This is a genomic window from Paenibacillus sp. J31R109, assembly GCF_059692055.1.
On the sequence record NZ_JCAUAR010000029.1, the window covers coordinates 14,530 to 29,513 of the forward strand.

Annotated in this window: 9 protein-coding genes; 7 read left to right on the top strand and 2 right to left on the bottom strand. The window is 50.4% G+C overall.

The window, feature by feature from the left end; translation table 11 throughout:
• The first annotated feature begins 354 nt into the window (after positions 1-354).
• The 5 genes from AC58QT_RS33685 to AC58QT_RS33705 all read left to right on the top strand — a co-directional run bounded on the left by AC58QT_RS33685 (position 355) and on the right by AC58QT_RS33705 (position 9,559).
• Positions 355-4,656, top strand: a complete 4,302-nt coding sequence (locus AC58QT_RS33685; protein ID WP_497412803.1) for a chondroitinase-B domain-containing protein — start codon at positions 355-357, stop codon at positions 4,654-4,656.
• A gap of 33 nt (positions 4,657-4,689) precedes the next feature.
• Entirely contained in the window at positions 4,690-5,727 is a 1,038-nt protein-coding gene (locus AC58QT_RS33690; RefSeq protein WP_497412804.1) for an SGNH/GDSL hydrolase family protein, read from the top strand.
• A 40-nt stretch (positions 5,728-5,767) separates the two neighbouring features.
• Positions 5,768-6,538: an SDR family NAD(P)-dependent oxidoreductase gene (locus AC58QT_RS33695; protein ID WP_497412805.1), complete on the top strand. Its 771-nt coding sequence runs from the start codon at positions 5,768-5,770 to the stop codon at positions 6,536-6,538.
• The gene (locus AC58QT_RS33700; RefSeq protein ID WP_497412806.1) at positions 6,535-8,586 is read left to right on the top strand and encodes a heparinase II/III domain-containing protein; all 2,052 of its coding nucleotides are present in this window, start codon (positions 6,535-6,537) and stop codon (positions 8,584-8,586) included. Before AC58QT_RS33695 ends, AC58QT_RS33700 begins: the two co-directional genes overlap by 4 nt.
• Positions 8,587-8,677: 91 nt before the next feature.
• On the top strand, positions 8,678-9,559 hold the full coding sequence (locus AC58QT_RS33705) for a TolB family protein (protein ID WP_497412807.1): 882 nt from the start codon (positions 8,678-8,680) through the stop codon (positions 9,557-9,559).
• A gap of 469 nt (positions 9,560-10,028) precedes the next feature.
• Here AC58QT_RS33705 and AC58QT_RS33710 read toward each other — a convergent pair whose 3' ends face one another.
• Complete coding sequence (locus tag AC58QT_RS33710) at positions 10,029-10,640, bottom strand: SGNH/GDSL hydrolase family protein (protein ID WP_497412808.1); 612 nt, start codon at positions 10,638-10,640, stop codon at positions 10,029-10,031.
• Entirely contained in the window at positions 10,640-12,043 is a 1,404-nt protein-coding gene (locus tag AC58QT_RS33715) for an FAD-dependent oxidoreductase (protein WP_497412809.1), read from the bottom strand. The genes AC58QT_RS33710 and AC58QT_RS33715 overlap by 1 nt, the downstream gene beginning before the upstream one ends.
• Positions 12,044-12,198: 155 nt before the next feature.
• Between AC58QT_RS33715 and AC58QT_RS33720 the strand changes: the two genes are divergently transcribed.
• Together AC58QT_RS33720 and AC58QT_RS33725 are read left to right on the top strand one after the other, a co-directional pair.
• Complete coding sequence (locus AC58QT_RS33720; RefSeq protein ID WP_497412810.1) at positions 12,199-13,239, top strand: LacI family DNA-binding transcriptional regulator; 1,041 nt, start codon at positions 12,199-12,201, stop codon at positions 13,237-13,239.
• Between the two features lie 117 nt (positions 13,240-13,356).
• Complete coding sequence (locus tag AC58QT_RS33725; RefSeq protein WP_497412811.1) at positions 13,357-14,973, top strand: response regulator; 1,617 nt, start codon at positions 13,357-13,359, stop codon at positions 14,971-14,973.
• The last annotated feature ends 11 nt before the right edge of the window (positions 14,974-14,984 follow it).

Here is a 14,984-nt window from a genome sequence, read left to right on the forward strand (position 1 = left end):
AACCCACCCCCCCCCCACCCCGAAAGCCTCGCCCCACTAAGGGAGCGGGGCTTTTTGCTGCGTCCTTCCACCAAGGGGAACGAGGATGCGCTATTTCCCTAAAAACTAGCATAATCACACGTAAATGAGGCAAATAGCGCACTGACGTTCCCCTCACCTTCGCACAAAGGCAGAATTCCTACTAATAGCGCACCAACGTTCCCTCACCTCTTTAAAAAAACACAATGCTGCTTAAATTCGATCATGTGTTTCAGCGTCACACCTTACTATAATGGGTCTTAACTCCATATAAAGGATGGTGAATTTATATTTATGAATGCCAGGATGGTTAGGAAAAGGAAGCTTGTAAGTGGCATGTTATCCGTACTTTTGCTGTTATCCCTGTGTCTGGCCATCATCCCTACACCTGCAGCCTGGGCAGCAGGATTGCCGCTATCGGAGGACTTCGAAAGCTACGGCAACGCGACAACCGGCTATACCTCACCAGTTGGGAGCACGTCGACCAGCACACAGCCATGGAAAACTGTCGTCGGCGGCAGCACGAATTGGACTATGGACGAGGAAGCTGTATCAGGTGGAGCGACACAGAATCACTTTTTGAGACAGACGGATGCAACCACTGGCGTCACATATGTCCTAACCAATGACCAGTGGGGCACAGCGACACCAGCGATCCAGACTAGCGACCTCACGTTGTCCGGCAAACTCAAGGTTACTGGTGCCAACAGCACGTACGCTGGACTCGTCACCAGATACTCAGGGAGTGGAACGACGGCGACGTATTACCGTTTTACGATGAAGAAGAACTCATCCAGCTATCAGTTTTATCTCGAAAAGGTGACAGGCAACACGAAGGTAAGCGTGCCTCAAACGGCAGGCACCCCGAATGCCAGCGGTGTTTCCGTGACGAACACGACGCTGAGCACTTCGTTCGATAGTCTTGGCTACTTGCCTATGAAGCTGCAATCGACTCAAAACGCAGATGGCAGCCTAACACTCCAAGGTTACTATGGCAGCACGCTCATTCTCTCGGGAACAGACACGATGCCATACACATCCGGTCAAGTCGGCGTGTACAGTTATGCGGGCGCGACAGCATTTGACGATATCCAAGTGGAACTCAAAACGGTCAAAGAAGACTTCGAAAGCTACGGCAATGCGACTAGCGGTTTTACGTCACCAGTTGGCAGCGCTTCCACCAGCGCACAGCCTTGGAAAACCGTCGTCGGAGGGAGCACAAGCTGGCAGATTGGGGAAGAGAGCGCTACAGTCGGACTCAATCACTATCTCAAACAGACAGATGCCACGACAGGTGTTACGTATGTACTGACGAATGACCAGTGGGGTGCAACGGCCCCTGCAATCCAGACGGGTGATCTCACCCTAACAGGTAAGCTGAAAGTGACTGGGGCGAATAGCACGTATGCTGGACTCGTCGCCAGATACTCAGGCAGCGGCACAACGGCGACGTATTACCGTTTTACGATGAAGAAAAACTCATCCAGTTATCAGTTTTACCTCGAAAAAGTGACAGGCAGCTCGAAGATTAGCGTGCCGCAAACGGCAGGAACGCCGAATGCTAGCGGTGTCTCCGTCACGAACACGACGCTGAGCACCTCTTTCGACAGTCTAGGCTACTTGCCTATGAAGCTCCAATCGACTCAGAACACAGATGGCAGCTTGAAGCTCGAAGGCTATTACGGCAGCACGCTTGTGCTTTCAGGAACAGACACAACGCCATACACATCCGGTCAAGTCGGCGTTTACAGCTATGCGGGTGCAACAGCTTTTGACGATATTACGGCAACCGCTACAAGTGGATCGACATCATCTCCGACAGTACCAAATGCTCCGACGAATGTAACGACGTCTTTACCTAGCACAGGTGCAGTGAACATAGCATGGACAGTATCAGCTACAGCTACTGGCTACAACGTGAAGATGGCGTCCAGTGGGAGTGGACCCTTCACTACGCTGAACACCTCTGCGATCTCAGCGACCAACTACATGGTGACGGGTTTAACGGTTGGTCAGACCTACTATTTCGTCGTTAGTGCTGTGAATACAGCAGGTGAAGGTTCGAATAGCACGCCAGCTATATCAGCGATACCGCAAACCATTGCGAATCCTCCTGTCTCTGTAAGCAACTCAACCCAGCTCGCGCAAGCGATAAATGCAGCGAACCCAGGTGCTGTGATCGAGCTCGAGAATGGGAATTATGCTTCCTTTAGCATCACAGGCAAACATGGTGACGCCAGCAATCCCATTGTAATTAAAGCGAAGAATAAAGGGATGGCTGTTTTCAACGCAGGTCCGATTAAATTCACAGACAGCTCTTACATCACCATCCAAGATATGACGTTCGTTATGGACAGTACAGCTTCTAACTGGATTCGAATTACAGGTTGTAACCATATGCGAATCACGAACAATTACTTTCACTCACCAAGTACAGCGACAGATGCCACGAAATCCAGTTGGGTGTACATCGATGGTTGGAGCTCTCATCACAACCAAGTGGACCACAATTTGATGGAAAACAAAAAGGATCGCGGTAAGTTTATTCTCTTCGACGGCAACCGAGACACCGTAGCGGGTACGTATGAAATTACGCAGTACGATGTGGTGGAGTACAATATTTTCCGCAATACGCTGCCTCGTCAGGAAAATGAATCCGAAGGCATCCGCCTCGGCGTGACGGATTTGGTGCATCTGAACGCGTATGCGACGATTCAGTACAATATTTTCGACCATGTGGATAGCGACCCTGAATATGTCTCCGTCAAAAGCGGTGGTAATGTCATTCGCTACAACTATTTCATTGAATCCCTAGGCGAAGTATCCCTTAGATCGGGTAACGGTTCCAGCGTCTATGGCAACATGTTTATTGGTAATGGTCGTGAAGTACTTCCAACCACCCCAGATAGCCGAACGTTGGGCACGGGCGGTGTGCGGGTTTACGGTCAAAATCACAAGGTGTATAACAATTATTTTCAAGGGCTGACAGGGACGGAATGGGATGCGACGATTGCCCTTACTACAGGCGATAACGATAATTTGACGCAACCGATCCCAAGCAATAATCACTACATTGCCAAGAATATTATGATCGCAAATAACACACTTGTGGACAATAAAAGCGGGATCGAGCTGGGATTTGTGCGTTACGGCATGGCTCCGCAGAATCTAACTTTTGCCAATAATGTGGTGGTTGGTGGTCAGCAAGAATTGATTAAAATTATGACGCCAATCCCAGGCTTGAGCTGGTCAGGAAATATCATGTATCCACAGCAGGGAGTACCCCTTGTAACGGGGAATTCGGCTGCGCTTACGGAATCGGAAGTGAAAGTGGCTTATCCGATGATGAAAGAAGCGGTGCTGAATTTGAGTCAGACCGATTACGCATGGCTTTGGACGTCAAGTGAATACGATAGACTCAGATCGATTCCTTATAAAAAGCTTGCAACTAACAGCCCCGCTATTAATGGCTCGGTTGGCAATTACGGCAGTGGCGGCGCCCTGTCCTTCGTGACGGAAGATGTAGAACACGAAGCAAGAGCTGGTGTTCCAGATGTCGGAGCGGATGAGTATACCGCTGATCTCCTGACAGATCTCACAGCACCAAGCTGGAGCTCAGGAACACCTTTATCGCTTGGGACGGTAACTCCGCGACAAGTAACGCTCAGCTGGCCAGCGGCAAATGATGATACCAACATTGTTGGTTATCGCATTTATAAGAACGGCGTTCTGTACGATACTACTTTTGGAAATAAGACGTCGTATACCGCAACTGGACTTCTGCCAGGCACGTCGTACACGTTCAAAGTTGAAGCGATGGATCAGGCGAATCGAACAATAGTGAGCAATACCATCTCTGCATCTACGCCTGCGATGACAGGCATTACGATCTCAGGTGTACCTGCGAGTATTGCGCTCGGCGGTGGAGTGAAGCAGCTTCAAGTAACGGCTCATTTCGCAGATTCATCAACGGAAGACGCAACTGCGGCAGGTGCTACTTTTACAAGTAGTCAGGGGAGTGTTGTTTCGGTATCGAACAGTGGTGGTATCACAGGTGTTAGTCTAGGAAGTGCCAATGTATCGGCATTGTATAACGGATTTACGTCTTCCGCACAGACCATCACGGTAAAAACGCCGACACAAACAACGAAAGTTGTGGATGCAGATACGTACGTGGACAGTGTTACCTCGACCAATGCGAATACGAACTACAGTACAACGACAACGATGCTTATTCAGACAGATGGTGGGAAGCAAGCGGGGTATATGAAAGCAACCCTGCCTACCTTGTCAGGTACCGTTGATACGGTGCAGTTGAAATTGTATGTGGCGAGTGCGCAAGCCGGAGCCGATCTTCTGCTCCATGGGATTGCCTCGGATAGCTGGGATCCAGCGCTTATCACTGCGATGAATCAACCAATTAGAGCATTTAGCGATGTGGATGCAGGCGATCTTCCTGTGACCGCAGGCAGCTACGTGACATTTGACGTAACGAAGTATGTCCAAACCCAAAGTGACGGCACACTTAGCTTCCGGTTAACGATGGTGTCCGACGATAATCCGGCGACGGTTTATACCAGAGAATATACAGATATCAACAAGGCACCAACCCTTATTTTTACAACCATCACCCCGTAATTCAAACATAGAGAGAAAGCGTGGAGAGAAGCGATGCTGGACAATGTGATGTTTCATAATACCGTGGAGTTGGAGTCTAGAACGTATCTGCCAGGATTTAGACTGCAACGGTTTCCCAAGCAAGTTCGGGAATCGCTAACCGAAAAAGGCCGAACCAAAGCTGCCGAGTCTAGCGGCTGTGAGATTCGATTTGTGACAGATGCTGCGAACATCAGAGTGACGATGGCTGCACAAGAAAAGGATGGACGTGTGCTCGTTTTCAGAGGTGACTTTTTCCATACTGCGTATGACTTGAAGGCTGGTGTCGTCACGACTTTACAATTGGAAGCACCAGAAAGATTTGCCGAGGTACCGCCTGCATTACTCGATAATGTTGCGTTCTCTTCCAAAGTGTGGCGTATCTATTGCGACCGGTTTACAGCGATCTTTTATGACATAGATGCTTATGGGTATGCGATTAGGCCTCCGGAGCGTCAGGAAGTGCCACAATTAACTATGCTCGCTTACGGTTCGTCGATTACACAAGGGGCTGGCGCGTTAAGTCATTATAACGGATATGTCCAGCAGACGGGACGCCGACTTGGTACGGATGTGTTGAACTTAGGACTCAGCGGGTCCTGCTATTGTGAGCTGGAGTTGGCGGACCATTTAGCGGAGCGGGAGGATTGGGATTTGGCCTATCTGGAACTGGGTGTCAATATGAGGGGCACCGTGAGCACTGAGGAATTTGAGCATCGCGCGACTTATTTATTGGATGGGATTATCCGTAAGCACCCTACGAAACCAATCTTTGTGACAACGATCTATCCGAATCGGGCAACGTATTTTCATGATACGTCACATCCGTTTAGCGTGGCTGAAACGCAATTTAATGAGGTGCTAAAACGCTACGCGGAAAGTCGTCAGCATACGAATTTGACCCTGTTAGATGGGGCGCAGATCATGAGTGATTTCACCTCTTTGACAAGTGATTTGATTCATCCTTCGGATTATGGACATTGTCGGATGGCGGAACAATTGGCTGGGTTTTTACGACCTTCTGTGGATAAGTTGCGGGCTGCACAAGGTTGATCAACATATAAAAAAGTATTCTATAGGAGGCAGAAATCATATGAATGGACTTCATCTTACTGGGAAAATTGCGCTTGTTACAGGATCAAATGCGGGGATTGGACGGGCGATTGCTCAGGCTATGGCTGCCAATGGAGCGAAGGTTGGCGTAAATTGCCTTTCTAACATAGCTCAGGGCGAAGAAACGGTAGCGGCCATTCGTGCGGCTGGCGGAGAGGCGATTCTTGTGCAAGGGGATGTGACGGATCCCGAGCAAATTAATCGGCTAGTGAACGAAGTTGAGCAGGCATTTGGCGGTTCCATAGATATTCTGGTGAATAACGCGGGTCATTTGGTACAGCGAGTGCCGAACGTAGAGATGACCGAAGAGATGTATGAACGCATCATGAATGTGAATTTGAAAAGCACGGTATTTATGTGCAAAAGAGTGCTGCCCGGCATGAAAGCCAAAGGCGCCGGTCGGATTATTAATATGTCATCGGTCGCTGCCTATAACGGTGGTGGGCCAGGTTCTAGCATTTATGCGGCAAGCAAGGCTGCAGTGATGGCCTATTCGAAGGGGCTTGCGAAGGAAGTGGCGGCAAGTGGCATCACCGTTAATAACGTGTCACCAGGGTTCATTGGCAACACGATGTTCCACGCCACCTTCACGAGTGACGCTGCACGTCAAGCGACCATCGGTGGCATCCCGCTTGGTCGCGAAGGTACACCAGAGGATGTGGCTGGTGCAGTTCTGTATTTGGCATCGGAGCTTGCAAGCTATGTGACGGGAGAAACGATTGAGGTTAACGGCGGGATGATGATGCGATGAGCGATGCCGTTAACGAGATGATTGGCGCGAAGGTACAGCGGCTAGATTGGGCGAGTGAGGTGGCGAACTCGCTGAGGGAAGAGATCGATGGGCTGCAGGCTAGTGGCAGCCTGATCATTCCACTGGAGCCAGGCGGCTGGTGGCACCAGTATGTGTGTCCACAGCACCACACGGAGCTGCTGTTCGATCCTTCCGTAGCCGATGCGACGCAATTTCATTGTCCACACGGCTGTATGGTGGAAGGCGCCGAGTATCGAGGCGCTTGGCTGGTGTATAAGCATCAGCTGCTAGCGCGAATCGCGCTGCAAGCAGCTGCGGTATATGCGGCACAGCGCGACGACGCCTATGCCGAGCTCAGCAAGCGGCTGATCGTGGACTATGCGGCGCAGTTTCCGATGTATCCTGTGCATCCAGATGCACAGCCTTGGATGCTGAAGGGGCGCGCGTTTCATCAAGCGCTGACGGAATCGATCTGGTCCACGACGCTGATTCGTGCGTATGTTTTGCTGATGGATGAAGGGGTTGTGTTCAGCTCTGCTGAGCAGCAAAAGGTAGATATCTTCCTTCATCTGCTTGAAGAGAGCATGCGTGCGTATCGTGGGATTTTGATCCACGAGCGGAACAATGCGGAGAACAATTATACCGCTTGGTTGAACGCAGCGCTTGCTTGTGTGTATGCCGCTCGCGGGGAGCGGCATGAGCTAGAAGAGCTGGTGGAAGCCGAGGGTGGCTTCCGTCATCATCTGTCGATCGGCGTGAAGCCCGATCAGCTAGAGTTCGAAGGCAGCACGTATTATCACGTTTTCGTGCTGCGAGCGTATTTGATCTTCGCTGAGATGGCGAAGCGATGTGGGAGAGATCTCTACACGTGCGAGGGAACGCTAGGACAATCCATGCGCGGCATGGTAGAAGCGCTAGCCGAGCTCGCCGATGACCAAGGCGTGCTGCCGGCGCTGCACGACGGGCCGATGGAGCGGCTGCCTTACGCCCGCGAAATCGCGGAGGTAGCTGAGCTGGGACTGAGCAGCTATGCGGTGGAGGGCCTCGTGCCGATTCTGCGTGAGGCCTATCGGCAGATGGGCTCTGAGGATGGCTCGCGCTGCGGGTTGGAAGCACTGTTGTACGGCGGAGCGACAGCTGCCTTGAATCTCGATACAGTCCCTGCGAATACGCGAGGGTCAAGGTTATGGCCTGCTTCGGGTTTTGTCGTAGGGAGGCAGGTGGATAACCCTCTCTCTTTTCTTGTGGATTTTGGCGAACACGGGGGAGCTCACGGGCATCTAGATAAGCTGCATTTGACGTTGATGCATAAGGATCGAACGCTTACGCCAGACTTCGGCGTAGTACCTTACGGATCCACGCTGCGTCCGTGGTTTGGTGAAACCGCCAGTCATAATACGGTTTCACTAGGTGGTAAATCACAAGCTGAGCACACGGGACGATGTATACGCTTTGAACAAACGGAAGCAAGCACCTATGCGTGGCTACAAAGTGATTTAGCCTACACCGATTGCAGGCTGAATCGTCATCTCCTTTTAACAAGCGATTGGCTGTTGGATTGGTTTGAGGTTACCTTGATGAGTGAAGAAAGCCAGTCGATCGAGTGGTGGATGCATCCCGTAGTTGCGCCACAATCCAAGCATCTGGTAGAGCTCTCTTTTGCGGATAAAGCCGATTATCCACCTATTCATTTCCATCCAAACTTACCGGAGCTGCCTATCGTGGGGCGTTTTTCCCCAGAGGCATGGAATGTTCAAATGAAGTATCCGCTTTCCCATGATCAAATCCAGATTCATCAAACGGCATTGGTGCTTCCAAGCCAGGAGCTGCTCTTGATCAATACGCCAGGCGATTCCATCGACCCAAGTGTACCTTTAACTGGATTGTTACATCGCCAGAGGGGGAAGCATGCTAGCTTCATCCATGTATACCGTGTTGGGGCGGGAGCGATGCTTGGTCATCTCCCGGGCGATCGTTTAGACGTTACCGTTGATGGGCGTACAACGATCGTTCAACTTTTGCCAGAGCAAGGGCTGCTAATTATTTAGCGGCTTTTTTTGCTAAGGAAGGCATAGGTTGGTGAGATTTGACAGTGCTTTTGGGGAGTGCGTATGATGAATTTAAAGGACGGTGGACCTAATGAATACGTTGCAGGAATCTCGCAAGCGTGAAGAACGAAATGTAATCAGCTATCTTGAAATTGTGGATGTGGTTACAGGGGAGCGCCAAGTGTTGGCTGAATTCGATGATCTTCTCATTGAGGCGCCTAACTGGACGAGCGATGGGGAACGTCTCATTTATAATCGACGAGGCTTGCTCTATGCCTTTGAACTTGCGACTGGTGAGAGCCGAGTGATCGACTCGGGATTTGCGAATTGGTGCAATAATGACCATGTGCTGTCCCCGGATAATGAGCAGATTGCGGTAAGTCATCATACGGAGGAGGATGGGCAGTCACGTATTTATGTCCTTCCTTTGGCAGGTGGACAACCTGTGCTGATTACGCCATTGGCTCCAAGCTATCTGCACGGATGGTCGCCAGATGGACGTGAACTAGCGTATTGTGCGGAACGGAATGGTGTCTACAACGTGTACGCGATACCAGTTGATGGCGGTGTGGAACGGCAGCTCACCGATGTTCCAGGTCTGGATGATGGCCCCGAGTACTCGCCGGATGGCCAGCATATCTGGTTCAACTCGACGCGATCGGGACTTATGCAAGTGTGGCGGATGAACGTAGATGGCAGCGAGCAGACGCAAATGACCGTGGACGAGAGCAACAACTGGTTCCCGAACGTAGCTCCGGACGGGAATACGGTAGCTTTTATCGCGTATCGGAAGGGCGACGTTGAACCTAATGCGCATCCACCGAATAAAGAGGTGGAAATCCGCTTAATGGCAAGCACAGGAGGTCCGTCGCGAACCTTAGTGTCACTGTTTGGCGGACAAGGTACGATCAACGTGAACTCGTGGTCACCGGATAGTCGGAGGTTAGCGTTTGTTAGCTATAAATTGAAGTAACTGGGGCGGGGGAGAAGAAGAGGCAGAGTTAGAGGTAGAAGTAGAAGTAGAAGTAGAAGTAGAAGTAGAAGTAGAAGTAGAAGTAGAAGTAGAAGTAGAAGTAGAAGTAGAAGTAGAAGTAGAAGTAGAAGTAGAAGTAGAAGTAGAGTTAAAGTTAAAGTTAAAGGACACTTGTTTATGCGGAAAAAGCTGTTTAGTTCGATTTTCCCTGCTTATTTAGGAAAGTTGGAGGCGTTTTGCGGCAGTAGTTCGATTTAGCCCACTAAAAATGCCCTAATTCGAGGCTCACCTCGAAAATTTGCCAATTAGTTGGGTGAGATCGAATTATACGGGGTACGGCGTAAGAATGAGCCCTTTTAGTTGGATTTTTCCTGACTGATGAGGCCCCCACCCCGACTCCGAACGCCCCCCACCCGTCACCCAAACAAACAGCCGCCACCTGTCGAAACCCGGTAGGCGGCTATTCCCATCACAAACCCAACAAAAACGGCACAATCCGATCAGCAATCCGCCGATGGCCAGCCTCATTCGGATGCAGACCATCCGAAGTGAAGTGCGGCAGCGTCAGTTTGTTCAGCCCGCTTTCCGCATACAGATTCAGCACAGGCAGTGCATACTGCTGGCCAATCTGCTGAATCACTTCCACATAATCAAGCAGTCGATGTCCCGCCGCATTGACGTAGAAAATGTCATACTGATCTTTGTCCCGCTGAAGCGGTGTCCACAAGCTCAGCCGGCACGTCGGATTCTTCGTTAAGATATCCTCGATTAATGTGGCATACGCGCCATGGAACGTATGCACATCTTGACTGCCAAGCTCGCCAAGCGGCTTATCCAACCGAAAATCATTGACCCCGGCGAAGATGGTCACGCAATCCAGCGACGTGTCAATTGTTCGCCCAACATGCGTCGTCGCACCGTAGTCGCGGTCGCCACCAGCGGTCATTGGACAGCCGCTTTTGCCATAGTTGATCACGCTCGCGAAGCCTAACGCTTCCTGTACTAGCGGCTGATAGCCGCCTGCTTCGGTAATGCTGTCACCGAGCGTGCCCCATGTTTTTCCTGACCATTTTGATAGCATTAGCACTCTTCCTCGAACTTAACGGCACCTGCCGCAACTTCGTGTACGGCGTCCGCCACGCCTGGGTTATCGCCTAGATAAGCACCTTGTTCGATCAGCTTGCGTTGGAGTACAGGTATGGATACCTCGCGGAAGCCAACGCCTTCTACACTTGCCATCGAAGCAGCAATACCAGCGGCTTCGCCCATAGCAAAGCAATTCGGCATAACCCGCAGTGAGCCTTGTACGGGTCTGTCGGAGGAGACGGAGCGTCCAGCGACGATCAGGTTTGATTTACCCTGAGGGAGCATGCAGCGATAAGGGACGCCGTGAGATTTTCCTTTTGGCAGATGCTTGATCGTCATTGTTGAACTGGCATTCGCCAAATGAATGTCGATGAAATAGGAATTGCGTGCAATATCATCCTCGAACGTACGCATCGTGAGGAAATCCTCGACAACAAGCGTATAGTCGCCTTGAATACGGCGTGTTTCGCGAATGCCGATCTGGTCGCCGGAGTGGACGAGGAAGATGTTTTCGAAGCCAGGCACGTATTTCTTCAAAAAGCGAATCTGCGTATCAATTAATTGACGGCCCTCGATGGCAGCGCGAGTCAAGTCTTCCGCTTTTGTCCCATCGATATTAAAAATATGCCCGAAGTTAAAGCCAACCACGGAGCCCGAAATCCAAGCCATACCAGAGATGCGTTTGCGGCCATCGGGTAGATCGCCGTTTTGCTGTGCTAACGTCACGGTTTTCTCAATTTGCCCACCTTGACCAGTTTCTGCGATAAACTTCTCGAAACGCTCCTTATCTGCCCCTGTCACCACATAGCACATCGTACCAGGCTGCAGCTCACCATGCTCACCGCCTACTTGAAAAGGAACCCCGGCCAATGCCGCAAGATCGGCATCTCCAGATGCATCAATGTACAGCTTCGCTTGTACGACCGAGCGACCAGACTTATTGCTAATGACGAGTCCGCTGATGCGATCGCCGTCGAGCAGCACTTGATCTGCCACGGTATGGAACAAAATTTGCGCACCGCTAGCAACGACTTCGGCATCATAGACGCGTTTGAGCGTTTCTACATCGATAGGCACCCAGTCCAACTGCTTCTCATATTTGTTTAGAAAGTCGGGTCCAGCCGCATGTTTCATTTTTTCGAGCAAATCCAAGCCAATGCCTCGGATTACTGGCTTTTCGCCATCTGTATAAGGGCAAAATGCCGGTACAAGCGCAGCCGTTCCCATCCCTCCGAGATAACCGCGCTGCTCAATTAAGAGTGTACTCGCACCATTGCGAGCTGCTGCGATGGCAGCCGCGATGCCTGTGGCACCGCCGCCAACGACGACGACGTCAGGGGTGTGGGAGACGGTAAGCTTTTGAGCGGGTATCGTAACGCTTAAGGTATTTTTATTCATGTGCGAATCTTCCTCCTCGAGTCTTTGTCTTCATTATAAATCGCTGTTCGCAAGGAACTAGTTTAATTTTTGTTTCATCAAAAAAGTAAGCGTGTTATGCTTACACCAATCAGCATTTCGTCATATGCCATCGCAGCCTGGAGGTGCACGACCCCATGACCACCCGCAAGTCCGTCACACTCAAAACGATTGCAAATGAACTCGGTTTAACCGTACAAACCGTGAATAAAGCGCTGAAAGGCAAGCACGGCATGTCCGAGGCGACCCGCCAGCTTATCGTCCATACCGCCGAGAAGCTCGGCTATTACACGATGGACCAGATTCGCAGCCTGCGGTTGGATCATATCGCGCCGTATCCGAACGAACGACTGCGTTTCCTACTCGTGCAGACAGCGGAGTCCGTGTCGTATAATCGTCTGCTGCTGCAAGGGCTGCAGGATCGATTTTTCTCCTTCGGGCATCGAATTGAACTGCTCTTGCTGCCGCAGCAGTTGAAACCAGACAAAATGGCCAATTGGCTGGAGGAAGCGGGAGTCTTATATGCGGACGGTGTCTTCATTGCGCCGAGCATCTTGCCGAAGGAATGGGAGACGCCGCTCTTTGCTCTTACCATTCCACGCATTCTGCTAAGCTTCCCGCCAACTGGCGTAAAAATAGATAGCGTGATCTGGGATGTCTACGAAGCGACCTGCCAAGCAGTCGCGTATCTGCGAAGCCAGGGACATGAGCGAATCATGTACGTAGGGGATATTCAGCTGCAGCGAGGTTCGATTTTACGCTGGCAAGCGTTTAATTACGCGATGCAAGACTCTGGCATCGCCACCGTACCTTCGGAGCATTGCATCGGTCTGCGCGATGACCAAGCACATTGGCGCGAACAACTCGCCAGCCAAATCGCAACCAATAAGCCAACTGCCATCATCTGTGGTATCGACCATGAAGTGCCTGTCGTCTATGAGACGTGCCAAGCGCTGCAACTCCGAATCCCAGAAGATATCTCTCTGGTAGGTTTCTTGAACGAGCAGCTGGATACGCTGCCTGAATTCACACGACCGCTTCTGCCCATCTCGCAGACCGGCTATCGCGCAGCGGATCGGATGTTGTGGCGGATTGCGAATCCTACGTTGCCTTTTGAACATATTCGCATTCAAGGTGAATTTCATATTGGTCTTACTACGACAGTGATCCCGACTTAAGGTTGTCATTCGGATCGCAACCATAAAAATGAACCAGAAATCATAAGATCTTTCTATGTGTCATGGCGATGTCCAAGCTATAATGAAAAGAACTGCTACTAGGGAGGCCGACACCAGATGTATAAACTTGTCATTGTGGACGATGAACCGACAGTACGTTTTGGGTTAAGCAATTATTTTGACTGGAAGACCTGGGGAATTGAAGTTGTAGGCGAGGCGGATGATGGTGATGTTGCGCTAGAGGTGATAGCGCGTGAGAGGCCGGATATTGTGCTAACCGATGTACGCATGCCGAATATGGATGGCATTCAAATGTCCAACCAATTAAGTGAACGTTTTCCGCATATCAAAATCGTGTTCGTCAGCGGTCATGATGATGCTGAATATTTGAAATCTGCGCTGAAAGTGAAAGCGGTTGATTATATGTTTAAGCCCGTCAATTTGAGCGAATTAGAAATCGTAATTGAACGATTAGTGGGTTTGCTGAATACGGAGCATCAAGAGCGCAAGCTCGTGGAGGACATGCAGATTAAGCTGATTCAGAGCATGCCATTGCTGCGGGAGAAATTCCTGATGTCTTTGATTCGTGAAGGTGTGATCTATCCAAACCGTGTGCAAGATCGTATCGATTTTCTTAGTTTGAATCTGCCGATGGAAGGCGCTTACTGGGTCATTGCGATTCGTATCGATGATGTTACGGAGGTTGCCCAGACGCGGTCCGAGCGAGATCAGCAGCTGCTTTCTTACTCGGTACTGAATATCGTGCAGGAGCTTATTGAACGAGATATTGGCGGCTATGTGTTTGAAAATCAGATCGGTGAATTCGTTGGGATTTTACGCATGTCTCAGGAAGAAGATCAGGAAAGCTTACTGTTTACTCTGGCCGAAGAAGTGCGTGAAAGTCTTCATAACTATTTGAAAATCAGTGTGACGATCGGTGTAGGCGAACGGATTTCCAAGCTGGCAAGCCTTCCGCAATCGTATTCGCAAGCGAAGGAAGCGGCCGATCAACGCTGGTTCTTGGGCAAAAATCAAATCATTTCCATGGATAACTTGGAACAAGATGAGGAAAGCGTGTACCGCTTCGATGCCTCGCAGCAAGAGCGTATCGTCTCTTCCTTGAAGTCCGCCGATACGTTGAAAGTGCAGGAAGATGTGCGAGAAGTTTACAACGCATTATCACGCAATCGATCCGATGGCATTGCCTATGGACGTAACATCAGTCTGCAGTTGTTGCTGCTAGCGAGCCGGATACTGCTGGAACTGCATGTGCAAAAACAGGATCTCGAAAGCAAAGAAAACGAGCTTCTAGCAAAGGTGTTCCAGCAGGAAACGTTAGGCGCGTTACGCGGGCTCGTGGAGTCGCACTTGCTTGAAGTGTGTGAACGCATCAGCGAGAAGCGAAATGGCAAATCTAAAAATGTCATTGAACGAACACGGGCTATCATCGATAAACGTTTTGCGGAGAACCTACAGGTGGGGGATATTGCAACCGAAGTATTCCTGTCCACGACGTATTTATGTTTGCTTTTCAAACAAGAGACAGGCGAAACCATCAACGAATATATGACCAAGGTTCGCGTAGAGCAAGCGAAAGCATTATTAAAAGATCCCGCCAATAAGTTTTATGAAGTGTGCTATGCGGTGGGGTACTCGGATCCTAGCTACTTTAGCAAAATATTTAAGAAGTATACAGGCTATACGCCAAGCACCTTCCGTGAACAAGTCATGTAGAGAGAGTAGGT

Bases quoted from the DNA above. Each gene is read 5' to 3' on its own strand.
- AC58QT_RS33710 (WP_497412808.1), bottom strand. From the start codon at position 10,640: ATGCTATCAAAATGGTCAGGAAAAACATGGGGCACGCTCGGTGACAGC.
- AC58QT_RS33715 (WP_497412809.1), bottom strand. From the start codon at position 12,043: ATGAATAAAAATACCTTAAGCGTTACGATACCCGCTCAAAAGCTTACC.
- AC58QT_RS33705 (WP_497412807.1), top strand. From the start codon at position 8,678: ATGAATACGTTGCAGGAATCTCGCAAGCGTGAAGAACGAAATGTAATC.
- AC58QT_RS33695 (WP_497412805.1), top strand. From the start codon at position 5,768: ATGAATGGACTTCATCTTACTGGGAAAATTGCGCTTGTTACAGGATCA.
- AC58QT_RS33725 (WP_497412811.1), top strand. From the start codon at position 13,357: ATGTATAAACTTGTCATTGTGGACGATGAACCGACAGTACGTTTTGGG.
- AC58QT_RS33685 (WP_497412803.1), top strand. From the start codon at position 355: ATGTTATCCGTACTTTTGCTGTTATCCCTGTGTCTGGCCATCATCCCT.
- AC58QT_RS33720 (WP_497412810.1), top strand. From the start codon at position 12,199: ATGACCACCCGCAAGTCCGTCACACTCAAAACGATTGCAAATGAACTC.
- AC58QT_RS33690 (WP_497412804.1), top strand. From the start codon at position 4,690: ATGCTGGACAATGTGATGTTTCATAATACCGTGGAGTTGGAGTCTAGA.
- AC58QT_RS33700 (WP_497412806.1), top strand. From the start codon at position 6,535: ATGAGCGATGCCGTTAACGAGATGATTGGCGCGAAGGTACAGCGGCTA.